This window comes from Rhodococcus sp. S3 (assembly GCF_058211795.1).
In genome coordinates this window covers 3974122-3999258 of record NZ_CM177074.1, presented here as the reverse complement: position 1 = coordinate 3999258, position 25137 = coordinate 3974122, and the positions used below count along the sequence as shown (strand labels likewise).

26 protein-coding genes and 1 pseudogene are annotated in these 25137 nt (G+C 67.2%); 8 read left to right on the top strand and 19 right to left on the bottom strand.

The window, feature by feature from the left end; genetic code table 11:
- Positions 1–37 precede the first annotated feature (37 nt).
- From AC0LPE_RS18565 to urtA, 7 genes are read right to left on the bottom strand one after another with little or no spacing between them, the layout of a single operon-like run.
- Positions 38–568, bottom strand: coding sequence for a carboxymuconolactone decarboxylase family protein (locus tag AC0LPE_RS18565; RefSeq protein WP_490604942.1), 531 nt, complete (start codon positions 566–568; stop codon positions 38–40).
- A gap of 54 nt (positions 569–622) precedes the next feature.
- Positions 623–1309: a GntR family transcriptional regulator gene (locus AC0LPE_RS18560; protein WP_039585441.1), complete on the bottom strand. Its 687-nt coding sequence runs from the start codon at positions 1307–1309 to the stop codon at positions 623–625.
- A complete protein-coding gene (urtE, locus tag AC0LPE_RS18555; RefSeq protein WP_039585648.1) occupies positions 1309–2001 on the bottom strand; it encodes an urea ABC transporter ATP-binding subunit UrtE in 693 nt (230 codons plus the stop codon). The genes AC0LPE_RS18560 and urtE overlap by 1 nt, the downstream gene beginning before the upstream one ends.
- Entirely contained in the window at positions 2001–2783 is a 783-nt protein-coding gene (gene urtD, locus AC0LPE_RS18550) for an urea ABC transporter ATP-binding protein UrtD (RefSeq protein ID WP_088897022.1), read from the bottom strand. Before urtD ends, urtE begins: the two co-directional genes overlap by 1 nt.
- Entirely contained in the window at positions 2780–3916 is a 1137-nt protein-coding gene (urtC, locus tag AC0LPE_RS18545; protein ID WP_016693073.1) for an urea ABC transporter permease subunit UrtC, read from the bottom strand. Before urtC ends, urtD begins: the two co-directional genes overlap by 4 nt.
- Positions 3916–4800, bottom strand: a complete 885-nt coding sequence (gene urtB / locus AC0LPE_RS18540) for an urea ABC transporter permease subunit UrtB (RefSeq protein WP_016693074.1) — start codon at positions 4798–4800, stop codon at positions 3916–3918. The genes urtC and urtB overlap by 1 nt, the downstream gene beginning before the upstream one ends.
- A gap of 26 nt (positions 4801–4826) precedes the next feature.
- Positions 4827–6101: an urea ABC transporter substrate-binding protein gene (urtA, locus tag AC0LPE_RS18535; RefSeq protein ID WP_490604941.1), complete on the bottom strand. Its 1275-nt coding sequence runs from the start codon at positions 6099–6101 to the stop codon at positions 4827–4829.
- 332 nt (positions 6102–6433) lie between these two features.
- On the opposite strand from urtA, the gene AC0LPE_RS18530 reads away from it, so the two are divergent.
- Positions 6434–7327: a type IV toxin-antitoxin system AbiEi family antitoxin domain-containing protein gene (locus tag AC0LPE_RS18530; protein ID WP_490604940.1), complete on the top strand. Its 894-nt coding sequence runs from the start codon at positions 6434–6436 to the stop codon at positions 7325–7327.
- Positions 7328–7394: 67 nt separating this feature from the next.
- Here AC0LPE_RS18530 and AC0LPE_RS18525 read toward each other — a convergent pair whose 3' ends face one another.
- The 3 genes from AC0LPE_RS18525 to AC0LPE_RS18515 are packed head-to-tail and all read right to left on the bottom strand — an operon-like array spanning position 7395 to position 10427.
- The gene (locus AC0LPE_RS18525; RefSeq protein WP_088897026.1) at positions 7395–7796 is read right to left on the bottom strand and encodes a PPOX class F420-dependent oxidoreductase; all 402 of its coding nucleotides are present in this window, start codon (positions 7794–7796) and stop codon (positions 7395–7397) included.
- 19 nt (positions 7797–7815) lie between these two features.
- Positions 7816–9228, bottom strand: coding sequence for an acetate metabolism transcriptional regulator RamB (gene ramB / locus AC0LPE_RS18520; protein ID WP_088897027.1), 1413 nt, complete (start codon positions 9226–9228; stop codon positions 7816–7818).
- Between the two features lie 53 nt (positions 9229–9281).
- Complete coding sequence (locus AC0LPE_RS18515; RefSeq protein ID WP_253249981.1) at positions 9282–10427, bottom strand: globin domain-containing protein; 1146 nt, start codon at positions 10425–10427, stop codon at positions 9282–9284.
- A 534-nt stretch (positions 10428–10961) separates the two neighbouring features.
- Between AC0LPE_RS18515 and aceA the strand changes: the two genes are divergently transcribed.
- The 4 genes from aceA to AC0LPE_RS18495 all read left to right on the top strand — a co-directional run bounded on the left by aceA (position 10962) and on the right by AC0LPE_RS18495 (position 16860).
- The gene (aceA, locus tag AC0LPE_RS18510; protein ID WP_006553580.1) at positions 10962–12251 is read left to right on the top strand and encodes an isocitrate lyase; all 1290 of its coding nucleotides are present in this window, start codon (positions 10962–10964) and stop codon (positions 12249–12251) included.
- Positions 12252–12419: 168 nt separating this feature from the next.
- Complete coding sequence (locus tag AC0LPE_RS18505) at positions 12420–13316, top strand: 3-hydroxybutyryl-CoA dehydrogenase (protein ID WP_016693080.1); 897 nt, start codon at positions 12420–12422, stop codon at positions 13314–13316.
- A gap of 105 nt (positions 13317–13421) precedes the next feature.
- Positions 13422–15722, top strand: a complete 2301-nt coding sequence (gene metE, locus AC0LPE_RS18500; RefSeq protein ID WP_033096358.1) for a 5-methyltetrahydropteroyltriglutamate--homocysteine S-methyltransferase — start codon at positions 13422–13424, stop codon at positions 15720–15722.
- A 79-nt stretch (positions 15723–15801) separates the two neighbouring features.
- The gene (locus AC0LPE_RS18495; protein WP_016693082.1) at positions 15802–16860 is read left to right on the top strand and encodes an NAD(P)-dependent alcohol dehydrogenase; all 1059 of its coding nucleotides are present in this window, start codon (positions 15802–15804) and stop codon (positions 16858–16860) included.
- A gap of 45 nt (positions 16861–16905) precedes the next feature.
- Here the strand turns inward: AC0LPE_RS18495 and AC0LPE_RS18490 are convergent, their stop codons facing one another.
- Both AC0LPE_RS18490 and AC0LPE_RS18485 read right to left on the bottom strand, forming a co-directional pair.
- The gene (locus AC0LPE_RS18490; protein ID WP_016693083.1) at positions 16906–17688 is read right to left on the bottom strand and encodes a SigB/SigF/SigG family RNA polymerase sigma factor; all 783 of its coding nucleotides are present in this window, start codon (positions 17686–17688) and stop codon (positions 16906–16908) included.
- Positions 17685–18104, bottom strand: coding sequence for an ATP-binding protein (locus AC0LPE_RS18485; RefSeq protein ID WP_026061321.1), 420 nt, complete (start codon positions 18102–18104; stop codon positions 17685–17687). Before AC0LPE_RS18485 ends, AC0LPE_RS18490 begins: the two co-directional genes overlap by 4 nt.
- 125 nt (positions 18105–18229) lie before the next feature.
- Between AC0LPE_RS18485 and AC0LPE_RS18480 the strand changes: the two genes are divergently transcribed.
- Both AC0LPE_RS18480 and AC0LPE_RS18475 read left to right on the top strand, forming a co-directional pair.
- Complete coding sequence (locus AC0LPE_RS18480; protein ID WP_367652610.1) at positions 18230–18856, top strand: STAS domain-containing protein; 627 nt, start codon at positions 18230–18232, stop codon at positions 18854–18856.
- Positions 18857–19038: 182 nt separating this feature from the next.
- Positions 19039–19539, top strand: coding sequence for a hypothetical protein (locus AC0LPE_RS18475; RefSeq protein WP_160876713.1), 501 nt, complete (start codon positions 19039–19041; stop codon positions 19537–19539).
- 33 nt (positions 19540–19572) lie between these two features.
- Here AC0LPE_RS18475 and AC0LPE_RS18470 read toward each other — a convergent pair whose 3' ends face one another.
- The 4 genes and pseudogenes from AC0LPE_RS18470 to AC0LPE_RS18455 all read right to left on the bottom strand — a co-directional run.
- Entirely contained in the window at positions 19573–20796 is a 1224-nt protein-coding gene (locus tag AC0LPE_RS18470) for a glycosyltransferase (RefSeq protein ID WP_490604939.1), read from the bottom strand.
- A 168-nt stretch (positions 20797–20964) separates the two neighbouring features.
- A complete protein-coding gene (locus AC0LPE_RS18465; protein ID WP_490604938.1) occupies positions 20965–21321 on the bottom strand; it encodes a hypothetical protein in 357 nt (118 codons plus the stop codon).
- Positions 21322–21535: 214 nt separating this feature from the next.
- The gene (locus AC0LPE_RS18460; RefSeq protein ID WP_423658666.1) at positions 21536–21919 is read right to left on the bottom strand and encodes an ANTAR domain-containing protein; all 384 of its coding nucleotides are present in this window, start codon (positions 21917–21919) and stop codon (positions 21536–21538) included.
- 3 nt (positions 21920–21922) lie between these two features.
- Positions 21923–22096 (bottom strand): annotated as a pseudogene (locus tag AC0LPE_RS18455) (PAS domain-containing protein); the annotation flags it as partial.
- Positions 22097–22390: 294 nt separating this feature from the next.
- On the opposite strand from AC0LPE_RS18455, the gene AC0LPE_RS18450 reads away from it, so the two are divergent.
- Positions 22391–22591 (top strand): hypothetical protein, encoded by a 201-nt coding sequence (locus AC0LPE_RS18450; RefSeq protein WP_033096357.1) that lies wholly within the window; start codon positions 22391–22393, stop codon positions 22589–22591.
- Positions 22592–22678: 87 nt separating this feature from the next.
- Here the strand turns inward: AC0LPE_RS18450 and AC0LPE_RS18445 are convergent, their stop codons facing one another.
- The 3 genes from AC0LPE_RS18445 to AC0LPE_RS18435 form a co-directional block, all read right to left on the bottom strand.
- Complete coding sequence (locus tag AC0LPE_RS18445; RefSeq protein WP_490604937.1) at positions 22679–24121, bottom strand: alpha,alpha-trehalose-phosphate synthase (UDP-forming); 1443 nt, start codon at positions 24119–24121, stop codon at positions 22679–22681.
- A gap of 138 nt (positions 24122–24259) precedes the next feature.
- Complete coding sequence (locus tag AC0LPE_RS18440) at positions 24260–24406, bottom strand: hypothetical protein (protein WP_016693674.1); 147 nt, start codon at positions 24404–24406, stop codon at positions 24260–24262.
- A gap of 103 nt (positions 24407–24509) precedes the next feature.
- The gene (locus AC0LPE_RS18435) at positions 24510–25076 is read right to left on the bottom strand and encodes a type 1 glutamine amidotransferase domain-containing protein (RefSeq protein WP_490604936.1); all 567 of its coding nucleotides are present in this window, start codon (positions 25074–25076) and stop codon (positions 24510–24512) included.
- Positions 25077–25137: the final 61 nt, after the last annotated feature.

Here is a 25137-nt window from a genome sequence, read left to right as displayed (position 1 = left end):
TCGCGCCGCCGAACGGATGCCGGCCGGTGCGGACGGATCAGAAGTCGCGTTCGATCCGCAGCACCCCGATGGTCGTGGCGAGAGCGTCGTACTGCGTGACCAGCAGGCAGAACTCGATGAGCCTGCGGTCGTCGTAGAACTGCGTGAGCGACGCCCACCTCTCGTCGGACAGATTCTTCGTCGCCACGAGTTCGTCGACGGCGAGGAGAAGTGCGCGATGCCTCGCCTGCCAGCCGGGAGCATCGAGTCCGGCGACGATACGCTCGCGCACCTCGTCGGTGATGCCGGCACGGCGACCCAGGCGGGTGTGGTGGTCGAATTCGTAACCGCACTCGCGCAGATGCGCGACGCGCAGGATGACCATCTCCGATTCGAACCGGCCGAGACGGCCGAACGGCATGAGCATGCCGGCGTAGTGCAACCACCCGCGGAACAGTCGTCCGGTGCGGCCGAGGGTGCTGAACAGGTGGGCATCAGAGGTGCCGCCGGCGGCGGACAGGGCCTTCCATGTCACCCAGTTGATCGGGCCGAGTTCCTTGAAACGTCCGGGCGGGATGCGGGGTGTCATGAGCGCCAGTGTGCCGCACCGGACCCCTCCGGTCACGTGACACGACCGGAAGTGTCAGTCTCGGACGGCGCGGGCCATCCGGGCGAAGGCGCGTGCCTCCTCGGCCCGGCGCACGACCACCGATCGCGAAGTGTCGATGTGAGCGAGCAGCAGGTCGTGGGCGTCGTCGAGCTTGTCGGCGAGGACCAGCTCGGCGACCTCGATGTGCTCGTCGACGGTCGCGACGATGCGGTCGGGGGTCAGATAGTCGAACATCCGCACCGGGCGCACCTTCGCGTTCACCGAGGCCAGCGCGTCGCACAGCGCACGGTTGCCGGAAGCGGCGAGCAGCGTCATGTGGAAGCGCTCGTCGAGCGTGACGAAACCGGCGTCGGGCTCGGGCGGCTCCTCGCGGATCTCGTACCAGCGGTCGAGTTCGGGACCGAGGACGTCGGGATCGTGCCGCACCGACTCGCCGTCGAGCGCGCGGCGGATCCCGCGCAGCTCCAGCGTGGTCCGCAGCTCGTACAGGTCGGCGAGGTCGTCGAAGCGCGGACGGTAGGGGTACAGCCCCTGGTCGCGGCGTTCGACGAGTCCGTCGGAGACCAATCGGGCGAGGGCCTCGCGCACCGGCGTGCGCGACACCCCGTACTGCTCGGCGAGGCGTTCTTCACTGAGTCGTTCGTCGGGGGAGGGTGTCCCGGACATCAGGCGATCGCGCAGGGCCTTGTAGACCCTCTCGCGCCGTGTGTCGGCGGCCATCAGATCGCCATCGCCGCACGGACGGTGGAGGCGGCGTCGACACCACCGTCACCCGTCGAGGTGATGCGCCCGGATTCGAGGACGTAGTAGTGCAGGGCATTGTCGAGGGCGAAACCGATGTGCTGTTCGACGAGCAGCACCCCGAGGTCGCCGCTGCGGCCGAGTTCGACGATGGTGTTCTCGATCTCGGCGACCACCGACGGCTGGATGCCCTCGGTGGGCTCGTCGAGGATGAGCATGCGCGGCTCGGTGATCAGGGCGCGGGCGATGGCGAGCTGCTGGCGCTGACCACCGGAGAGCAGGCCGGCCCGCCGGTCCAGCAGCGGAACGAGGGCGGGGAACAGATCGAGCATGTCGGCGACGAGTGCGCGGCCGTTGCGGCGGGTGTCCGCGACGACCTGCAGGTTCTCGCGGCAGGTGAGCTGACCGAAGGACTGCTGCCCCTGGGGGACGTAGGCCAGACCGCGGGCGACCCGCGCGGACGGTCGCAGCGACGTGATGTCGTCACCGTCGAAGAGGATCTTCCCCTTCGTGACGGGCAGCAGGCCGACGGCGGCGCGCAGCAGTGTGGTCTTGCCGGCGCCGTTGTGGCCCATGACCGCGACGGTCTTCCCGGTCGGGACGGTGAGGGAGATGCCGTGCAGGATCTCGGTGCGACCGTAACCGGCGCGGACGTCGACGAGTTCGAGCATCATGCCTCCTGGGGAGCGGTGGCGGTCCCGAGGTAGACCTCCTGGACCTGCGGGTCGTTCTGGACCTGGTCGACGGTGCCGTCGGCGATGACCTTGCCGCGGGCGAGGACGGTGACCGAGGTGGCGAAGGCGCGCATGAAGTCCATGTCGTGCTCGACGACGACCACCGTGCGCTGCGCACCGATGCGGCGCAGCAGCTGCCCGGTCTCCTCGCGTTCGTCGTGGCTCATGCCGGCGACGGGTTCGTCGAGGAGCAGCACGTCGGCGTTCTGCACGAGCAGCATGCCGATCTCGAGCCACTGCTTCTGCCCGTGGGCGAGGATGCCCGCGGGAGTGTCGCGGTGAGCGGTCAGGCCGATCGTCTCGAGCGCTTCCTCGATCTCGGGCAGCACGTCGTTGCGGCGGCGCAGCAACTGCCACGGGGAGCGGCCCGCGCCGGCGGCGATGTCGAGGTTCTGCAGGACCGACAGTTCCTCGAAGACCGAAGCGGTCTGGAAGGTGCGGCCGACACCGAGGCGCGCGATCTTGTGGGTCTTCTTGCCGAGCAGTTCGACGCCCGACTTCGTGATCGAGCCGGTCGCCGGGACCAGACCGGTGACGGCGTCGACGAGGGTCGTCTTGCCGGCGCCGTTGGGGCCGATGAGGAACCGCAGGTCGCCCTGGAGGAGGGTGAGGTCGACGCCGTCGACGGCGGTGAAGCCGTCGAAGGTGACACGCAGGTCGCGGATCTCGAGGTAGTCGCTGCTCATTCCGGCGTTGCCGCCGTAGACGGGTTTGCTCATCGCACGGGCTCCATCTCGGGAAGGTCGGCGGGCTCGGGTTCGGCCGGCGGTGTGGGTTCCGTCGGGGTGGTGCGGCGGCGTCGGCGGAGCAGGGTGATGACCCCGGCGAGGCCGGCGGGGAAGAAGCCGACGACGACGATGAACAGCAGGCCCTGCGCGTAGGTCCAGGCGGAGGGGAAGTTCTCCGACAGGGTGGTCTGCGCCCATGCCACACCCACCGCGCCGAGGACCGGGCCGAGCAGGGTGGTGCGTCCGCCGATGGCGACACCGATGAGGAACGCGATGGACGGGACGATGCCGACGTCGGCGGGGGAGATGATGCCGACGATGGGCACGAACATCGCACCGGCGATACCGGCGAAGAAGGCGGCGACGGTGTAGGCGGCCACCTTGATCAGCGCGGGGTCGTAGCCCAGGAACCGGACCCGCTCCTCCTGGTCGCGCACCGCGACGAGCAGTTCGCCGTAGCGGGACTGCATGAGCTGGCGGGTCGCGGCGACGACGAGCAGCAGGATCGCGGCGACGATGAAGAACAGCATCCGCTTGTTGACCGGGTCGGACAGGTCGTAACCGAAGAAGGTGCGGAAACGGTTGAGGCCGTTGGATCCTCCGGTGGACTGCTGCCCGACGAGCAGGATCGCGAAGGCCGCGGCCAGCGCCTGGGACAGGATGGCGAAGTAGGCGCCCTTGACGCGGCGGGCGAACACACCGAAGCCGAGCAGTGCGGCGATGAGCGCCGGCACGATCAGGATCGCCAGCAGGGTGACGGCGGGGGAGGCGAACGGCACCCAGTAGGCGGGGAGTTCCCGGATGCCCGCGATCTGCATGAAGTCGGGGACCGCATCGCCGCGGAGTTCGGCGTCGGAGATCTTCAGGTGCATCGCCATGATGTAGGCGCCCAGGCCGAAGAAGACACCCTGGCCGAGGGTGAGCATGCCGCCGCGACCCCAGGCGAGACCGATGCCGACGGCGACGATCGCGAAGCACAGGAACTTGCCGAGCAGGCCGAGACGGAAATCGGAGAGTACTGCGGGTGCGAGACCGAACAGGACGATCGCGGCGATCGCGAATCCGCTTGCTGTGCGGACGGGTCCGGGTTTCGTGAAGCTGCGGACCGAGAATGTCGACGACATCAGACCAGGCTCCTCGTCTTGACGGCGAACAGGCCCTGCGGGCGGACCTGCAGGAAGATCACGATGAGCACGAACACGATGACCTTCGCGATCGACGCGGTCGTGGAGTACTCGATGAACGAATTGAGCAGGCCCAGTGCGACGGCCGCGAGCACCGCGCCCTCGATACGACCGAGACCGCCGATGACGACCACGAGGAAGGCGTCGATGAGGTACGACTGGCCGATCGTCGGACTGGTCGAGCCGATGAGCGTCAGGGCCACACCGGCGAGGCCGGCGAGACCGGAGCCGAGGAAGAAGGTCGTGATGTCGGTGCGGCGCGACGAGATGCCCACCGTCTCGGCGAGATCGCGGTTCTGCACCACGGCCCGGATCCGTCGTCCCATCGGCGTGTACTTCATCGACGCGATCAGGGCGACCACGCAGACCACGGCGAGGGCGAGGATGAACAGTCGGGTCTTCGGGACGACGGCCCCGAAGATCTCCACACCACCGGAGAGCCAGGACGGTGCGACGACGTTGACGGCGGGGGCGCCGAAGATGTCGCGGGCGGCCTGCTGCAGCAGCAGGCCCACACCGAAGGTGACCAGCAGGGTGTCGAGCGGGCGGTGGTACATGCGGCGGATGAGGGTGACCTCGAGGATCACGCCCATCACACCGCCCACCAGGAAGCCGACGAGGAGGGAGACGAACAGGGACACCCCGGCCGACGAGATCACCTGCTGCACGACGAACGCCGTGTAGCTGCCGGCCATGATGAATTCGCCGTGGGCCATGTTGATCACGCCCATCTGGCCGAACGTCAGCGACAGCCCCAGCGCTGCCAGCAACAGGATCGATCCGATACTCAATCCTGTGAAGAGCTGTCCTACGAGGACATCCATGTCGTCTCCCCCTTCGGCTTCCGTGCTCAGTTACCGGACAGGCTCGACGCCCAGTCGTAGGACTCGAGGTACGGGTCGGGCTCGATGGCGCCGTCGGACTCCCAGACGGTGTAGATCAGGCCGTCGCCGCGGATCTCACCGATGCGGGCGGTCTTGGTGATGTGGTGGTTGTCGCCGTCGATGGTGACGGTGCCCTCGGGGGCGTCGAAGGTCACGCCGTCGGCGGCTTCGATGACGTCGTCGACCTCGAAGGACTCGGCCTTCTCGACGGTGTTCTTCCACAGGTAGACCGAGGTGTAGGCGGCCTCCATGGGATCGGAGGTCGGCTTGTTGGCACCGTACTTCGCCTTGTACGCCTCGACGAAGGACGCGTTCTGGGGGGAGTCGACGGTCTGGTAGTAGTTCCACGCGGTGAGCTGGCCCTCGATGTTCTGCGCACCGATGCCGCCCACCTCCTCCTCGGCGATGGACACCGACACGACCGGCATGTCCTTCGCGTTGAGGCCGGCGTTGGTGTACTCGCGGAAGAACGCGACGTTGGAGTCGCCGTTGAGGGTGTTGAACACCGCGTCGGCGTCGGCGGTGCGCACCTTGTTGACGATGGTGGAGAAGTCGGTGGAGCCGAGCGGGGTGTAGTCCTCGCCCTTGATCTCGATGCCGTTGGCCTCGGCGTACGCCTTGATGATGCGGTTGGCGGTCTGCGGGAAGACGTAGTCGCTACCGACGAGGTAGAGCGACTTCACGCCCTGTTCCTTCAGGTAGTCCAATGCGGGCACGATCTGCTGGTTGGTGGTCGCGCCGGTGTAGAAGATGTTCGACGACGACTCGAGGCCCTCGTACTGGACGGGGTAGTACAGCAGCGCGTTGCGGTCCTCGAAGACCGGCAGCATCGCCTTGCGGCTCGACGACGTCCAACCGCCGAACACCGCTGCAACGCAGTCGGATCCGATGAGCTTCTCGGCCTTCTCCGCGAACACCGTCGGCTCGGATGCGCCGTCCTCGGAGACGATCTCGATCTGCTTGCCGAGCACACCGCCGTCGGCGTTGATCTCCTCGACGGCCAGCGCGATCGAGTCGCGGACGGTGACCTCGGAGATGGCCATCGTGCCCGACAGGGAGTTGAGCGAGCCGACCTTGATGGTGTCGCCCGAGGTGTCGACGCACGACGCAGCACCGGAGGCGGCCGTGCTGCCCTCGTCACCCGCGCGGCTTCCGCAGGCGGACAGCACGAGTCCGACTGCGACGAGTGCTGCGGGGGCCGCGATGGCGCGGGTGGCGAGCCTGGACCTGACAACAGACATGTAGAGCCCTTCCTTCGAAGGTGTGGCCGGAGAAGACCCCGGTGTATCCGGGAGGCGTATACAGCGCTGTATCCGTGAGGCCACACAGTAGAAGGGAGTTGTTGCGCGGGAATATCTTCCGGTCACGGTCTCGTGACACAGATTTCGCGTGTGTTACAAAGTGCGCACAAGCATCCGCTACGACCTTCGCGATCCGCTACGGCAGTCGCTGCGGCGGATGGCTGACGGTGTAGCGAACTGTTTGTCCACAGGGGGCGGGATCATCCACAGGCGACGCGAATACCGATGTTCGCACCGCTTCTGTACCACGACGATCGGGCACGGTGGTCCGCATGCGACCGACGCCTTTCCTGCGGACCACCGCTCTCGCTTCCGGGATGACCGACTCCGAGATCCGTCGTGCGGTACGCGCCGGTGAACTCGAGCGACTCGAACCCGGCGTCTACCTCCACCGCGACGACGCCCTCGACGAACTCGATCGCTATCGCGTGCGCGTGCGATCCGTCGGGGCGGTGCTCGCGCCGGGTACGGTGATCAGCCACGAGTCCGCCGCCGTCCTGCACGGGCTCGCCCTGTGGAAGCCGGACCTCACGCGGGTCCACGTCACCCGCGACAGGTCGGGTGGGGGACGCAGGACCGCAAGTCGCCACCTGCACATCGCACCACTTCCCGCAGACGAGCGATCGGAGGTGGACGGCGTTCCCTGCACCTCGCTCGCCCGGACCGTCGTGGATCTCGCCTGCACACTCGACTTCGACGAAGCCGTGATCGCGGGTGATTGCGCTGCGGCACGCGATGCGGAGTTCGGCTCCGCGTTGCTCTGTTGTCTCGACGAGTCCGGGCCGCGTAGGGGTATCGCCGCGGCGCGACGCGTGGCTGCCTTTCTCGACGGTCGCAGCGAGAGTCCGGGGGAATCGCTGAGTCGCATCCGGATGCATCAGGCCGGCATGCCCGCACCGACGCTCCAGAAGGAGATACGAACACCCGACGGGCAGTTCGTCGCCCGGGTCGACTTCCTCTGGGAGGACGTAGGAGTCGTCGGAGAGTTCGACGGGATGGGCAAGTACGACGAGGGAGGCGTCGAGGCCCTACGGAACGAGAAGCGACGGGAGGACGCCCTGCGCGACCTCGGCTTCGAAGTGGTCAGGTGGACGTGGCCCGAACTGTCCCGGTTCGACGTCGTCCGCGCTCGCTTCGACCGTGCCGTCGCCCGTGCGCGGCGGTAACCGCTACCGTCCCAGCTATTTGCCGCAGCTGCTTCCGCTGCGGATGGCAAACAAGCGAGCGGATGCGTCAGGCGGGGTCGAGGACCGAACCCATCACGCGCTCGACTGCGATCTCGATGACGACGCGGCGAGGGTTGGGGCGGGGTTCGCGGTAGCGGCCGGCGTAGCGACACTCGCCCTCGCGGACGTCGGCCGGCTCGCGGGTCACGCGGGCCGGGCCCTCGAGGGTGAGCCAGCGACCGCCGTCGACCTGGCTCACCACCGCGTAACCCCCGCGCTCGACGTTGAGGGTCTTCTGGGAACCCTCGAAGGTGATGACGCGGGCGAGGCAGGCCTCGCCGTCCCACGTGAACCCGACGGCGACGACGTGCGGCGAGCCGTCCTTGCGGAGGGTCGTGAGCGTCGCGAGGTGGTACTCGGACAGGAACTCGAGTGCCTTCGCGCCGATCGCGTCGGGGGTGCGTGCCATGCGACGAGCCTACCGACGCTCAGCGCACCAGATACGGCGAGACCGACGAACGGTGCTCGTTGATGTCGATCTCCTTGCCCAGGGGCGGGAAGGCACGCTGCGGGCAGTTCATCCGCTCGCACACGCGACAACCCGAGCCGATCGGCGTGCCTGGGTTGGACTCGTCGAGATCGAGACCGTCGGCGTAGACGAGGCGATGCGCGTGCCGCAGTTCGCAGCCGAGACCGATCGCGAAGGTCTTCGACGGCTGGCCGTAGCGTGCGGCGCGACGCTCGACCGTGCGCGCGACCCACAGATAGCGACGACCGTCGGGCATCTGCGCGATCTGCGTCATGATCTTGCCGGGATAGGCGAAGGTCTCGTAGACGTTCCACAGCGGGCACGTGCCGCCACTGGTGGAGAAGTGGAAACCGGTGGCGGACTGTCGCTTCGACATGTTCCCCGCGCGGTCGACGCGCACGAACGAGAACGGGACGCCCCGCAGCTTCGGACGTTGCAGGGTCGACAAACGGTGCGCAATCGTCTCGTAGCTGACGCCGTAGAAGGCCGACAGACGCTCGACGTCGTAGCGGAAGTCCTCGGCGATCTCGTGGAACTGTGTGTACGGCAGGATCAGTGCGGCCGCCCAGTAGTTGGCGAGCCCGAGCCGGGCCAGCGCGCGCGAGGCGTCGCTCGTGAACGAACCCTCCGCGACGAGGCGGTCGATGAGCTCCCCGCACTCCAGGTACGCGAGTTCGATGGCCAGCTTGAAGACCTGCTGCCCGCCGGACAGCTGCGGCGCGACTTCGAGGACACGGGTCTCGGGGTCGTAGCGGTGCAGGATGTTCTCGCCCAGATCGATGCGCTTGACGATCTGCACGTCGTGGACCGTGGTCATGCGGCGGGCGATCTCGCCGCCGACGTCGCCGCGATGGAACCGGATGCGGTTGGCCAGTTCCTCGGCCGCGGTGTCGAGATCGTGCAGGTAGTTCTGCCGCTGGTAGAAGTAGTCGCGCACCTCTTCGTGGGGCATGGTGATCGCACCGCTGCCACTGCCGTCGCTGTACCTCTCCTCGGTCGCGACGGCGAGCTGCGCGGTGGTGTTGCGGAAGCGCCGGTGGAGATTGACCATTGCGCGCGCCAGAGTGGGATGGGCTGCGACCATCTCGGCGATCTCCTGCGCGTCGGCCTCGATGCCCATCTCCTGGTCGAGCGCGACCTCCCGCATCTCCGCGATCAGACGGGTGTCGTCCTGCGAGGAGAAGAAGGTGGCGTCCACCCCGAAGACCTCGCTGATGCGCAGCAGGACGGGCACGGTCAGGGGCCGGACGTCGTGCTCGATCTGGTTGAGATAACTTGCCGAGATCTCGAGGGTCTTGGCGAGCGCAGCCTGGCTGAGTCCTCGCTCGGTGCGTAGCTGCCGCAACCGGGCGCCTACATAGGTCTTGGCCATTCGCCCAGGGTAGAACTGCCTCGCAGCCTTCGCAAGGTGGCGTTCGCAGCGTGTTAATCGACGGGCACCGGTGGAGCCTCGAGACCGAACCACGAGCCCGGCGCGAACGCTTCGAAGTGGATCGACCCCGGGGACAGGCCCGACGCGACGAGATCGGAGCGGATCGCACGCATGAACGGGATCGGACCGCACACGTAGGTGCGGGCGTCGCCCGGAATCGTCAGCCCGGACAGGGGAGTTCGCCCGTCGCTGCGGATCTCGTCGTACTCGGTGTAGCGCACGTGCAGCCGGGCGTCCGGCAACGAGTCGACCAGGATGCCGATCTCGGTCCGGTGCGGTTGCTCGTAAGGGGTGCGGTCGATGTGGACGACGTCGACGCTCCGGCCGTCGCCTCGGGACTGCATGTCGCGCAGCGCCGCGACGGTCATCGTCACGCCCACGCCCGCCGAGACGAGCAGCAGCGGTTCGCTGCCCCGATCGACCACGACGCTGCCGAAGGGCGGCGACACGAGGAGGTGATCGCCGACGCGCAGGCCGTCGCAGAGCACGGGGGAGACGAGTCCGTCCGGCACGCGCTTGACGGTGACGGCCAACTCGCCGCTCACCCTGCCGGGGAACACGGTGTACTGGCGGATCTGCTCGGAGCCGTCGGACAGCGCGACCCGCACCGAGATGTACTGGCCGGGAAGGAAGGCCGGCAGCGGTTCACCGTCGACGGAACGGAGGTGGAGGGTGGCCGCGTGCGCGCCGTCGTACTCGTGCTCGGTGACGACCACGCGACGCCAGATGTCGCCGGGCGCCACACCGGCCCGCCGGTACAGCTCCGTCTCCTGCTCGACGAGCGAGTTCGCCATCAGCGTGTACACCTCGTGCCAGGCCACGGCGACCTGCGGTGTGACGGCGTCACCGAGGACCTCGGCGATCGCGGCGAACAGGTGCGTCCGCACGATCCCGTAGTGCGCTGCCTGCACACCGAGGGACGCGTGCTTGGCGGCGATCCGCTCCATGATGGGGTCGATATCGGTCGGTGCATGGGTGACCAGCAGTGATGCGAAGGCGGCGACCGAGTCGGCGAGTGCCCGCTGCTGGGCCCCGTTGGCCTGGTTGGTGCGGTTGAAGGTGTCCCGCAGGGACGGGACGGCCCGGAAGAGCCGGTTGTAGAAGACACGTGAGATCGTGCCGATCTCGGCGCCGACCACCGGCAGGGTCGCTTCGACGATCGACCGCGACGTACTCGAGAGAATGTCGACTCCTCGTGTTCGGGGGCTGTTCGGCCGGGGCCCTGAGACACGAAGGCGCTACGACGCACCGGCCCCGATCCGGCCCGAGACATGTTACGGATGGGATTCCAGGGGTCAATGGGGATCACAAACGGCGATCAACGCTTGTGAAGGCAGTCACAGACAGGTGTCCGGTCCGTCCCGCGGTGGGTGATTCGTCGGGACGGGTCGTTCCGACGGCGTGGGCCGGACGACAGCGGCAAAAGCCGAGGTAGTTGCTACTCGCGGGTAATAAACGCGTGCCCGATTCGGGTAGTTGGACCGACCATCGATTAGCAATCTTCGCAATGCCTGCAACGAAAATAACCGAGATTGGCATTAGCAACAGGTAGACGGGTTTTTTGGACTGTGTCATTGTCGTTCTTGTACATCCGAACGGCACGCAAAGGATGTGAAGTCGTACACGCGTACTGCTTCATCCCGAGCGGGGCAGATCTAGAGAGTGGAGATTTGATGTCGACCACCGGCACCCCGAGGACTGCAGAAGAGATCCAGAAGGATTGGGACACCAATCCGCGCTGGAAGGGGATCACCCGCAACTACACCGCCGAGCAGGTCGCCAAGCTGCAGGGCAATGTCGTCGAGGAGGCCACCCTCGCTCGCCGCGGTTCCGAGATCCTGTGGGACCTCGTCAACAACGAGGACTACATCAACTCGCTGGGCGCCCTCACCGGCAACCAGGCGGTCCAGCAGGTCCGCGCCGGCCTGAAGGCCATCTACCTCTCCGGTTGGCAGGTCGCCGGCGACGCCAACCTGTCCGGCCACACCTACCCGGACCAGTCGCTGTACCCGGCGAACTCGGTTCCGCAGGTCGTCCGCCGCATCAACAACGCGCTGCTGCGCGCCGACGAGATCGCCAAGGTCGAGGGCGACACCTCCGTCGACAACTGGCTCGCTCCGATCGTCGCCGACGGTGAGGCCGGCTTCGGTGGCGCCCTCAACGTCTACGAGCTGCAGAAGGCCATGATCGCGGCCGGCGTCGCCGGTTCGCACTGGGAGGACCAGCTCGCGTCGGAGAAGAAGTGCGGTCACCTCGGTGGCAAGGTGCTCATCCCCACGCAGCAGCACATCCGCACCCTGACCTCGGCTCGCCTCGCGGCCGACGTCGCGGACGTCCCGACCGTGGTCATCGCCCGCACCGACGCCGAGGCCGCGACCCTCATCACCTCCGATGTCGACGAGCGCGACCGCCCGTTCATCACCGGTGAGCGCACCGCCGAGGGCTTCTACCACGTCAAGAACGGCATCGAGCCCTGCATCGCCCGTGCGAAGGCCTACGCTCCGTACTCCGACCTCATCTGGATGGAGACCGGTGTGCCGGATCTCGAGGTCGCCAAGAAGTTCGCCGAGGGCGTCCGCAGCGAGTTCCCGGACCAGCTGCTGGCCTACAACTGCTCGCCGTCCTTCAACTGGAAGGCGCACCTGGACGACGCGACCATCGCGAAGTTCCAGAAGGAGCTCGGCGCGATGGGCTTCAAGTTCCAGTTCATCACCCTCGCCGGCTTCCACTCGCTCAACTACGGCATGTTCGACCTGGCGCACGGCTACGCCCGCGAGGGCATGACGGCCTTCGTCGACCTGCAGGAGCGCGAGTTCAAGGCGGCCAAGGAGCGCGGCTTCACCGCCATCAAGCACCAGCGTGAGGTCGGTGCCGGCTACTTCGACACCATCGCCACCACCGTCGATCCCAACACCTCCACGGCTGCCCTGAAGGGCTCCACCGAGGAAGGCCAGTTCCACTAGGAACAAGCGCCACCGAAGAGGCCACCACCCCGCGGCGGGATCCACAGGTCCCCATGTCCTGCCGCGGGGTGCGTGCGTATCAGGGGCAGTTCTGCACCCGCGCACCCGATGGGTCCGCACCTGTACTTCCGGCCTCGGCCACGACCCCCACAACGAGAAGGAGCTGACGTGACCAGCGAAAAGATTCAGCGCGTCGGCGTGATCGGCGCCGGCATCATGGGCGCAGGTATCGCCGAGGTGTGCGCACGCGCTCATGTCGACGTACTGGTGTTCGAGCAGACCCGCGAACTCGCGGCTGCCGGACGCGCCCGCATCCTCCGGTCGCTGGACCGGGGTGTGAGCAGCGGGAAGATCACCGAACGGGAGCGTGAGCAGGCCGCATGGCGTCTGCGTTTCACCTCCGATCTCGGTGACTTCGCCGATCGGCAGCTCGTCGTGGAGGCCGTCGTCGAGGACGAGAAGATCAAGAGCGAGATCTTCGCCGAACTCGACAAGATCGTCACCGATCCCCACGCGGTGCTCGCATCGAACACCTCGTCGATCCCGATCATGAAGCTCGGTATCGCGACCGGTGCCCCCGAGCGTGTCATCGGCATGCACTTCTTCAACCCTGTGCCGGTGCTCCCGCTCGTCGAGCTCGTCACCACCCTGAAGACCAGCCCCACCGTCACCAAGCGCGCCGAGGCGTTCGCCGCCGACGTACTGGGCAAGCAGGTCGTGCGGTCCTCCGACCGTGCAGGTTTCATCGCCAACGCACTGCTGGTGCCGTACCTGCTCTCGGCGATCCGGATGGTCGAGTCCGGTTTCGCCACCAAGGAGGACATCGACAAGACGATGGTCCTGGGTTGCGCCCACCCGATGGGTCCGCTGGCCCTGACCGACCTCGTCGGTCTGGACACCGTCAAGTCGATCGCCGACTCCATGTACGAGGAGTTCAAGGAGCCCCTGTACTCGGCCCCGCCGCTGCTGCAGCGCATGGTCGAGGCGGGACTCGTCGGCAAGAAGTCGGGCGCCGGCTTCTACGAGTACGCCGACAACGGTCGCACGGTCAAGAAGGCCGGCTAGCCAGGTAGCACCACCGCACACGGCGCCCGTGCCCGGCGACAGTGTTCCGAACACTGGTCACCGGTGCACGGGCGCGATGTGCATGAGGGAAAGGTCGACGCCGACATGGCAACTCTCGCCGACGGATACGGATCGAGCATCCTCGGGTACCCGCGCATCGGGCCCCGCCGCGAGCTCAAGTTCGCCCTCGAGGCCTACTGGCACGGTGAGGGCACGCGCGACGAACTCGTCGCGGTCGCTCGCGAGCTCCAGGAGAACACCTGGCGCGAGCTCGCAGCCACGGGTCTGACCCAGGTACCCGGCAACACGTTCTCCTACTACGACCACGTCCTGGACAACGCCCTGTTGTTCGGAGCGCTGCCCGAGCGGTTCCGTCCGCTGGCCGACGAGCTCGACCCGCTCGATCTGTACTTCACGCTGTGCCGTGGACGCGAGGACTTCCCGCCGCTCGAGCTGGTGCGGTGGTTCGGTAGCAACTACCATTACCGCCAGCCCGAACTCGACGAGAACACCGTCTTCGAGCTGAACTCGGCGACTGTGCTCGACGAGTTCGAGCGTGCGAAGGCCGAGGGCGTCGAGCTGCGGCCGGTGGTGCTCGGCCCGGTCTCGCTGCTGCTGCTGTCGAAGGTCGCGCCGACGTCGACGAAGGAGGGCTTCCGCACCCTCGACCTGCTCGACGCGCTGCTCCCCGAGTACGAGAAGCTCTTCGAGCAGCTCGCCCGCGCCGGCGCGACCTGCGTGCAGCTCGACGAGCCGTCGTTCACCGAGGACCGCAGCGAGGAGGAGCTCGCAGCCCTCGCGCGTGCCTACGACGTGCTCTCGCACGCTCCGCTGCGTCCGCGTCTGCTCGTGACCGGCCCGTACGGGCATCTCGGCGAGGCGTTGCCGATCCTGGCCGCGTCGAAGATCGAGGCGATCGGCCTGGACCTGGTCGACGGCCGCATCAGCGCGGACGAACTGGCCGCCGTGCCCGGACTCAAGCGCAAGCGCATCTACGCCGGTGTCGTCGACGGCCGCAACGTGTGGAAGGTCGACCGCCACCGCACCCTCGAGTACCTGAAGTCGATCGTCGCGGTCGCACCGGATCTCGTCGTGTCGACCTCGTCCTCGCTGCTGCACGTGCCCTACGACGTGCTCGTCGAGTACGACATCCCCGGCGACGTCGCCGATCGTCTCGCGTTCGCGAAGCAGAAGGTGGGGGAGGTGGTCTCCCTCGCCAAGGCACTGACGACCGGTGCCGAGGAGCGGTGGCGCAAGCCGCCCGTGTCGGTGCACTTCAAGCAGAAGCACACCGTCCGTGCACGTCTGAACGCGATCACGCCCGCCCATCGGGTGCGTGCGCCGTACGAGGAACGCCGCGTCGCGCAGCAGAAGCGCCTGGATCTGCCGCCGGTGCCGGCGACGACCCTGGGCTCGTTCCCGCAGACCGCGGAGATCCGCAGGGCACGAGCAGAACTCGGTCGTGGCCGGATGTCGTACGACGAGTACGTCAAGCGCATCCAGGAGGAGATCGAGTCCACCATCCGTCTGCAGGAGGACATCGGTCTCGACGTCCTCGTCCACGGCGAGCACGAACGCAACGACATGGTGCAGTACTTCGCCGAGCTGATGGAGGGCTTCGCCACCACGCACTTCGGCTGGGTGCAGGCCTACGGTTCGCGCTGCACGCGTCCGCCGATCCTCTACGGCGACATCGTGCGCCCGAAGCCGATGACGGTCGAGTGGATCTCGTTCGCACAGTCGCTGACCGACAAGCCGGTCAAGGGCATGCTCACCGGTCCGGTGACGATGCTGGCGCGTTCCTACGTGCGTCAGGATCAACCGCTCCACGAGACGGCCGACCAGCTCGCGCTGGCCATCCGCGACGAGATCACCGATCTCGAGCGGGCGGGCATCGCGATCATCCAGGTCGACGAACCGGCCATCCGTGAGTTGCTGCCGCTGCGGCAGGACGGACGCGCCGAGTACCTCGACTGGGCCGTCGACGCCTTCCGTCTCGCCACCGGTGGTGCGAAGCCGGAGACGCAGATCCACACGCACCTGACCTATTCGGGTCAGGCGTCGGTGGTCGACGCGATCGAGCGGCTCGACGCCGACGTCACGGCGATCGTGGCGACGCGCTCGATCCGCTGGGTGCTCGAGGCGATCAAGGACCGCGCGCTGTCCCACGGTGTCGGTCCCGGTGTCTACGAGTCGCGGTCGGCCCGGATCCCGGACATCGACGAGCTCGACGAGTTGCTCACCGAGGCGGCGGAATCGGTGGAACTCGACCGGTTGTGGGCCAATCCGGACGGTGGCCTCAAGACCCGTCATCACTGGCAGCTCGAGCCGTCGTTGCGCAACCTCGTCGCCGCGGCGCGACGACTGCGCCGCCGGGCGGCACAACAGGCCGACCAGGCCGGATAGCCGAACCGTCTCGACGACGCGCACCCGCGGGAGTCCCCCGCGGGTGCACGTCGTCGTGAGGCGGAGTAGTTGTGGAGGAATGACGTCCACAACCGGTACGACCACCGTCGCCGCCTACGCCGCCACCGCGCCCGATGCGCCCCTGTCGAAGACCACCGTCGAACGACGTGCCCTCGGCCCGCTCGACGTGCTCATCGAGATCGAGTTCGCCGGCATCTGCCATTCCGACATCCACACCGCCCGGAACGAGTGGGGTGGAACCAAGTACCCGATCGTGCCGGGTCACGAGATCGTCGGTACCGTCGCCGCCGTCGGGTCCGAGGTCACGAGACATGCCGTCGGCGACCGTGTCGGCGTGGGCTGCTTCGTGAACTCCTGTGGCGAATGTGATCCCTGCCGAACGGGATTCGAACAGCATTGCACCAATCGGGTGACGGGGACCTACAACTCCGTCGACCGCGACGGCACCGTCACCCAGGGCGGCTACTCGACGCACATCGTCGTCACCGAACACTTCGTCCTGAGGATTCCCGACGGACTCGACCCGGCCGCCGCGGCACCTCTGCTGTGCGCGGGAATCACCCTGTACTCGCCGCTGAAGCGATGGAATGCCGGGCCGGGGAGCAAGGTCGCGATCATCGGCATGGGCGGCCTCGGGCACGTCGGCGTGAAGATTGCGGCAGCCATGGGGGCGGAGGTGACGGTGCTCGGCCACTCGCTGTCGAAGCGGGACGACGGCCTGCGATTCGGTGCGGTCGACTACCGGTCCACCGAGGACGAGTCGACGTTCAAGGAGCTGCGCGGGAAGTTCGACCTGATCCTCAACACCGTCTCGGTCAACCTCGACCTCGACCGCTACCTGTCGCTGCTGCGGCTGCACGGCACCCTCGTCGGCCTCGGCCTGCCCGAGAAGCCGCTGTCGGTGCGGGCGTTCTCGCTCGCGATGAACGATCGTGCGATGGCCGGATCGAATGTCGGCGGCATCCCCGACACGCAGGCGATGCTCGATTTCTGCGCAGAGCACGGTATCGGTGCGGAGATCGAACTGATCTCCGCAGACCGGATCAACGAGGCATACGACCGTGTGGTCGCCAGTGATGTGCGCTATCGCTTCGTGATCGACGCCTCGACGTTCTGACCGTGTCGACGTCCCGGGTAACGAGAACCCGGGACGTCGACCCCGTCAGAAGTTGTCGCCGAGCTGATCGCGGAGCTGCGCGAGGGTCTTCGTGAGCAGACGCGACACGTGCATCTGCGAGACACCCACGCGCTCAGCGATCTGCGTCTGCGTCATGTTGCCGAAGAAGCGCAGCAGCACGACCGTGCGTTCGCGGGCCGGAAGGGCCTCGAGCAGCGGACGCAGCGCCTCGTGGTTCTCGACCTCGTCCAGCGCGGCGTCGTAGTCGCCGAGCGTGTCGGCGAGGGTGAGCCCGTCGTCGCCCGACGGGGACGATCGGTCCACCGACACCGTCTGGTAGGCGTTACCGGCCACGAGACCCTGCAACACCTCCTCCTGATCGATGCCGAGTTCCTCGGCGAGCTCGGAAGCGGTGGGCGCACGTCCGAGCTGCTGGGAGAGCTCGGAGGTGGCCTTGCTCAGGGACAGGTGCAGTTCCTTCATGCGCCTCGGCACACGAACGGCCCAGCCGGCGTCCCGGAAGTGCCGGCGCACCTCGCCCATGATCGTGGGGACCGCGAAGGAGACGAAATCCGAGCCGCGTTCGGGGTCGAACCGGTCGACCGCGTTGACCAGGCCCAGACGCGCGACCTGCAGCAGGTCCTCGAAGGCCTCACCACGGCCGTCGAAGCGCCGGGCGATGTGCTCGGCGAGCGGAAGGCACCGCTCGACCACTTCGTCGCGGATGCGGATGCGACCGGGGTCGCCCTCCTCGAGTGCGAGGAGTGTTCTCAGCGTTTCGGTGACGTCGGCGTACTCGTCGCTCGACCTACCCGTGTTGCGCGTCACCGATCGGCGCTGCCTTCGGCGATGGACATGTCGATCGTGGCGCGCGAGTCGTCGCTCGTCACCGAGATGGACTCGGTCAGCGAGTTGAGCACGTGCCATCCGAAGGAGCGCGGCTGCCCGATTGCGGAGGCATCGTTCGTTGGTGCCGAGAGGCTGATGTGCAGCAGAGGAAGGGCCGCCCGGAAGGAGCATGCCAGAACGGCGTCCTCGGGAGCGCCCATGATCAGCCGCGTGGCCGCTTCGTCGACGGCGAGCTTCACGTCCGCCACGGTATCGAGGTCGAAGTCGTGCTGCAGCGCGATCGCGGCGGCTACCGCTCGGAGCACTGCGAGCTGATCGGGATGGGCCTCTACTCGAAGTTCGACTACCGGGGGATTGTGGTCGCGTGCCGATTCGATCGACGCGGATTTTGCCATGAGCCTGATGTCTCCAGTACGGGGAGTGGGGGTACGAGCGGGTCGTGTCTGTCTGGTCGTCGGAGAGATTACCCAGATATCGCGAATTCAATCCATCCGCCGTGACCTGGGCAGGGGTCCGCAACATGCCCGAAATGCACGTTCGATGTGTTGAGCGCCGATGGTTCGTGGACTACTGTTGGGGCAGAAGGTTGAGCACACAGCCGAGAACACGGAAGCACCCCCGTTTCGGGAGGGTTCCGATCGGTCACCGGTTGTGCCTGTCTCGTAGGTCGTGCTTCCTGCAATTTTCGATGTTGGGAAGTGCTATGACAGTTCCTCAGCGAATTGCCGCACAGGTAGATTCCGTCCCATCCGCATGGTCGGCTCGGCCGATCAGGTCCGATATCCCCGCAGAGCGGGTCGTCGGTGCGGAATTCAGTGCTCAGAGGATCGAGCCGGACCTCGTCTGGATCGATGTGCGCGGCGAGATCGACATCCGTAACGCACACGCTCTCCACGCGTTCACCCATCGGCAGCTCGAAGAATCGATCCGTATGGTCGTCGACCTCGGGGCAGTCGAATTCTTCGGTGCGGCGGGATTGTCGGTCTTCGACGATCTCGACGAGCGCGCGCGTGCCCTGAACGTCCGCTGGGCTCTTCTGAGTGGGCGACCGGTGGAACGGTTGCTCCGGGTCGCCGATGCCGCCATCGCCGCCAAGGCCTGCAGGACACGTGAAGCAGCGCTCGCTGCGGTCGCTCCTGTGATGTAAGAGGAGAGTCGACCACACGGCGTGGCACGCGATGCGCCACGCCCCTCCATACCGTTGCCGTTCGGGACACCCGGGCGGCAACGGTTCTGTTTCGGGACGCCTCCGATCCACCGACCGGCCCGACCTGCCCGTTTCGTCACTTCGACCCGGGGGAACCCGCTGATGAACCCGAGGAGGTCGAGATGAGCACGAACGACTGGATTCTGCTGGTGATAGCGGTGGTCGTCGCGTTGGTGGTAGTGGCGGTGCTGGTGTGGACGCTCCGCAACCGGCGCGCCGAGCGACGGCGTGCCGAAGCCGAACGTCTGCGTCGCAGCGTCGAGGAGAACAGGCCCGGAGTCGAACAACGGGCTGCGTCGGCCGAACGCACCGAAGCGGAGGCCCGCCGCGCCGCGGCGGAAGCCGAAGCCAAGGCGGCCGAGGCGGAGCGGCTGCGTGCCCGCTCGGAGGACGAACGCCGTACCGCCGAAGCGGCGCGAGCCGAACTCGACGAACGTCGTCGCCGCGCGGAAGAGCTGGATCCCCGTGCGGCGGAAGGCGCCGATCGCGGTGACCACCGCGGGGAACCGACTCCGGGAACGGCAGGTTCGCCGACCTCGAACTCGGTGCCCGGCGGCGAGGGCCGGATCGGCGAGGTCGGTGGGGCGGGTGCGCACCGGAACGATCAGGACTTCCGTCGCTGATCGTTCCAGTGCATGTGCCGAGTTCGATGGGCGCTACTGCACACCGATCCGTGCGGTCCGGTGTGCAGTACGCCTGACCGGCACGCACCGTTCGTAGGCGCGAAGAGTGTCCTCCGCCACGCGATCCCAGGTGTACCGGGCGAGCACGCGGTCGCGTCCGGCGATACCGAAGGTGGCGCGTGTCGTCGCATCGGAGAGAAGCCGGCGTGCGGCGGCCGCGACGGCCTCGGGGGAGCGGGTGGGCACGAGAAGGCCTGTGGCGTCGTCGAGCACGGTGTCGAGCATTCCACCCGAGGCGGTTGCGATGACCGGGCGACCACACGACATCGCCTGCAGGGCGAGCATCCCCGATGGATCGTGCCAGGGGGTGGAGACCACGGCGTCGGCGGACAGGAGCAGACCGGGCATCTCGTCCCGCCCGACGTCGCGGCGGATCCGGACGCGTCCCTGCACACCGCGTACGCGTGCGAGCTTCACCAGACGGGACTTCTCCTGCTCGTCTGCTCGGCGCGACAGGTACGGCGGAGCGGGATGCGCGGCGATGACGAGTTCGGTGTCGGGAATGCCCGCCAGCGCTTCGATGGCGATGTCGAATCCGGAGCCCGATTCGAGAGGACCGGCTGCGAGCAGGCGATGCTTGCGGGTCCTCGTGGTGTCGGGAGCGGCGGCGGTGCTGTAGTGCGCGGCGTCCACTCCACTCGGCACCACTGTGGTCCGCGTGCGGGGGAGTCCCATGCGCGCCAGCTCGAACACCTCGTCGGAACTCGTCGCGATCATGCGCGTCGCACCCCGGGCGATGAGTCGCTCCAAGCGGATTCGGTCGCGCGCGGATGCGTCCATCGCCGTCTTCTCCCGGATGCGGTGCTCGACCGTGCCGAGGGAGTGGAAGGTCTGGACCGTGGGGATGCCCAGTGAGCGGGTGGCGAGCTGGGTGGCCAGTCCGGACAGCCAGTAGTGGGCGTGGGTGATGTCCGGTGGTCGCTGACGCCACTCCCGATCCAGGAAGCTCCCGAATTCGCCCATCGCAGAGGCAGTTTCGTCGGGGCGCAGCGGGGACGGCGGACCCGCCGGCACCTGCACCACTTCGTATCCACCAGGGGCGGAGATCCGGTCGGGGCCGTCGCGATCCTCGCGGCGTGTGTAGACCACCACCTCGTGACCGGCCCCGGCGAGGGCGGAGGACAGTTCGGCCAGGTGGACGTGCAGTCCTTGCGGCGCTGCACCTGCGTGCGCGCCGTGACCGAGCAGGGGATTCACTTGTCCGGCAACCATCGCGATCTTCACCACAGCGGTATTCCCGTGTGTGGTGGGGGATAAACCGGTCACGGCGCGTCGGTACGAACCGAAATACGCTGCTGTCCCGCCTGTTCGTTCGTGCGGGTCGGTGGCTCCGGCCGTCCCGGGCCGGGACGACCGGGCGCCGGATCAGATGATGGCGCGGGCGGAGATGGTGGCGTAGGCGACCATCAGCACCAGCAGTGCCCATCCTGCGCCCTGCCAGATCGGCCAGCGACCGCCGCGCTTCCATGTGCGGTACGCCGTCCACAGTGCACCGAGACCGCCGAGCAGGAGCACGAGTGTGGGGCCGAAGACGAGGATCTGGCGGGCGGGATCGGTGCACACCGCGAATGCGGCGTCGCTGCAGCCCTGTCCGGAGTTCGTGCCCCAGAGGATGGCGACGCCCATCACCACGAGTGCAGCGACGATCACGCCCCCGGCGTACATCGTGGCCTTACGGGCCGTGCGGGGGTCGTTCCAACGTTTCTCCACATCCTGGGTCATGGCTCTCCTCACGTCGAAGGGCGCGCGGGCGCAGCGACCGGCGCGGCGCCGGGCGCGACTCCACCTTCGGGTACCCCCGAGCGGGTCGCTCAATCGGGGAGGGGAGCGGGTCGCTCAATCGGGGAGGGGAGCGGGTCGCTCAATCGGGGAGGGGAGCGGGTCGCTCAATCGGGGAGGGGAGCGGGTCGCTCAATCGGGGAGGGGAGCGGGTCGCTCAATCGGAAGGGAGCGGGTCGCCCGAGCGGACTCGCTCGTGCACGGTGAGGAACAGGTGATCGAAACGGCCGCGGAACTCTTCGAGGAGCCCGGGGGTGGTCGAGATCTCGTGTACGAGCCGTTCGGCGAGTGACCGCAGCTTGAGGTTCGTCTCCTGGGAACGCCACACCAGGATCTCGAACGCGCGCTCGGCCGGGATCGTGTATGCCAGCATGAGAGCGCCCTTGGCCTGTTCGATGACGGCGCGGGCGTCCGCCAGGGACGACATCGCCGCGTCGACCGCTGCCCGCAGGTCCTCTTCGAGAGCGTCGGTCAGGTCGAGATAGAACCCCGACGTGCCGAGAACCGAGCCGTCCTCGTCCACGATGCGATCACCGATCACGACGACATGTCTGATCGTGCCTCGGGTGTCGACGATCCGGTGCCGGCTGCTGAAGGGCTCACCCGTGGTACGGACGGAGGTGAGGAGCGTCGTGATGTCCTCCCTGTCGTCGGGGTGTTTGTGCCGGAGGACGAGTTCGGTCGTGGGTACGACGGTGCCGGGTTCGTAGCCGTCTATCCGGGCGACGGAAGCCCGACCATTCCCACGAGTCGTCGGTCGACAGGTACCGGAAACTTCCGACGTGCCGGGAGACGTCGTCGGCGAGGATCCGGCTCAACGCTTCATCGACGGGCGGATCGGTCACAAGAGAAATTATGCCGGTACTCCTACGCGATGGTGCACACCCGGATGTACAGAGAGGTGCTGCGTCCGGTATGGCCGGATCATGTTCCTCGGTGCGTTTGTTCGATTTCCACCTCGGGTATTGCTACCCGGCCGGACGGTCCGGCGTGTGGGACGGATCGAGGTGAGATCGTGCGATTGTTGAGTCTCGTGGTCCTGGTCTGGTTGATCATCGGTGCGGTGGCGGCCGGTCAGCGGGGCTACTTCAGCGACTCGGACCAGAACTGCAGCAGTCTCGCGACGGTGGCGGTCACGGTGGTGGCCGGGCCGCTCAACTACGCGGGCGTCAATCCCCAGGTCGAGTGCGAGGTACCGCAGCCGAGCCAGTAGGTCTGCACTTCTTCGGGCCTGCGGTTCTTCGAGGTTCGGGGCACGCGGGTCCCTCTCCGGTACGCGCCGGAGAGGGACCCGCGTGCCCTAGTTTTCCGCGGCAGCGACGTGCGCACCCGAGGTGTCCCGTAGATCCTCGAGGAAGGTGCGCGACCAGCGGGCGACGTCGTGCTCCATGACGTGCGCGTGCATGGTCTTCATGCGCCTCTTCCGTTCGGCCGGATCCTCCTCGATCGCCTCGACGATCGCGCGCTTGACGCCTTCGAGATCGTGCGGGTTGACGAGGAGGGCGCGACGGAGTTCCACTGCCGCCCCGGCGAATTCGCTGAGAACCAGCGACCCGCTGCCGTCGCCGTGGCAGGCGATGTACTCCTTGGCGACGAGATTCATGCCGTCGCGCAGGGGAGTGACCAGCATGACGTCGGCACCGGTGTACATCGCGAGCAGCTCGTCGCGGTCGACCGAGGCGTGGAGGTAGTGGACGACAGGGGAGCCGAGCCGGGCGAACTCGCCGTTGATCCGTCCCACTTCGCGCTCCACCTGGTCCCGGAGCTGTGCGTATGCCGTCAAGCGCTCCCGGCTCGGCGTGGCCAACTGCACCATCACGACCTTCTCGGGATCGAGGGTGCCGTCGGCGAACAGCTCGTGCAGCGCCTCGAGCCGTACGTCGATGCCCTTGGTGTAGTCGAGACGGTCGACGCCGAGCAGCATGACCTCCGGATCGCCCAGATCCCTGCGGATCTCGGCGGCGCGCTCGCGAATGGCCTTGTCGCTGGAACGTTCCCGGAGCTGCGCGGAGTCGATGGAGATCGGGTAGGCGCCGACGCGGACCTGTCGATCGCCGAGATCGATGGTGCCGCCGGATGCGGTCCCGCGCGGTGCCGGGAGTCCGAACAGCCGGTTGGCGAGGTAGAGGAAGTTCTGTGCCCCACCGGGGAGGTGGAAACCGACGAGATCGGCGCCGAGCAGACCGTCGACGATCGCCTTACGCCACGGCAACTGCAGGAACAGTTCGGTGGGCGGGAAAGGGATGTGGAGGAAGAAGCCGATGGTGACGTCGGGCCTGAGCTCGCGCAACATCCGGGGAACGAGCTGGAGCTGGTAGTCGTGCACCCACACCGTCGCCCCGGGGGCGGCGGCGCGGGCCGCGGCCTCGGCGAATCGCTGGTTGACCGCGCGATAGGTGCGCCACCAGCGTCGATCGAAGGTGGGTGGAACGAGCGCGTCGTGATAGAGCGGCCACAGGGTGTCGTTCGAGAAACCCTCGTAGTATTCCTCGACTTCCTGGGCGGACAGCTCCACCGGATACAGCGAGAGCCCGTCTTCTTCGAAGGGATCGACCGTCACGTCGGGAGTGCCGGGCCAGCCGACCCAGGCGCCGCTGTTGGACCTCAGGACGGTCTCCATGGCGGTCACCAGACCGCCGGGGCTGCGTCGCCAGACCGGCGGGCCGCCGTCGGTCGGCGTCTCCAGATCCACCGGCAAACGGTTGGCGACCACGACGAAATCGTCGGAGTTCGTTTCGTTCATATTCCCGCCTTCGTGCAATTGCCTTACGGCGAACCAATCCCAAATGTTCGAAATCGACTGCTTCTTGTTATCAAGGCGGGTAGGTGGCCGCAAACCGCGAGCGCTGCTGTGGGCCTTCGACCAGCAGTTGTTCGGGAATCAGCTCTCGCTCGGCAGGGGAGCGGCCGAGGTGTCGAACATTTCGTCGATACGCTTCTTGATCTCCGCGGTGCTGAACCGCACGCCCTGGTGGAGGGGCGCGGAGGGAAAGACGGTGGCGCCGGAAACGGGGCTCTGCTCGAGCATCGTCGAGGTCCTTTCGAAAACAGGTGGGGACGGACCGGAACCTCTGCGGTCGCGGTCGGTGGAGGAAAGAGGATGGGCCTGCGTGGTGCGCGGCCCGAAGAAATCAGCTCGCGGGGTTCGCTGCGAAGAGATCGACGAGTGCCTTGCAGAACGCCGGCAGGTCGCCGGGATTGCGGCTCGAGACGAGATTGCGATCGACGACCACCTCCTGATCGACGACATTTCCGCCGGCGTTGCGGATGTCGGTACGGACGCTCGGATACGACGTCAGGGTGCGGTCGCGCACCACGTTGGCCTCGACGAGCGTCCACGGCCCGTGACAGATCACGCCGACCGGACGCCCGGAGGTGACGAACTCCCGCACGAACGACACGGCCTTGTCGTCCTGGCGCAGCTGATCGGGATTCGTGGTTCCACCGGGAAGGACCAGGCCGTCGAAGTCACCGGGGGAGACCTCCGAGACGAGGTGATCGACGGTGTACTTCCCTGCGGCGTCGACGTCCTTCTCCATGGCCTGGATCTCGCCCTGCTCGATCGAGACGAGCCGGACGGTGGCGCCCTCGTCCTCGAGAGCCTTACGCGGCTCGACGAGCTCGACCTCCTCGACTCCGTTCGTCGCGAGAATTGCGACGGTCAGTCCGGACAGTCGTGCCCCATCGGCGGAATTCATGTTCGTGTGTCCTTTCTCGGCTGCTGTCAGAACTACCCGGCTGCGGTGGGTGTGAAACGCA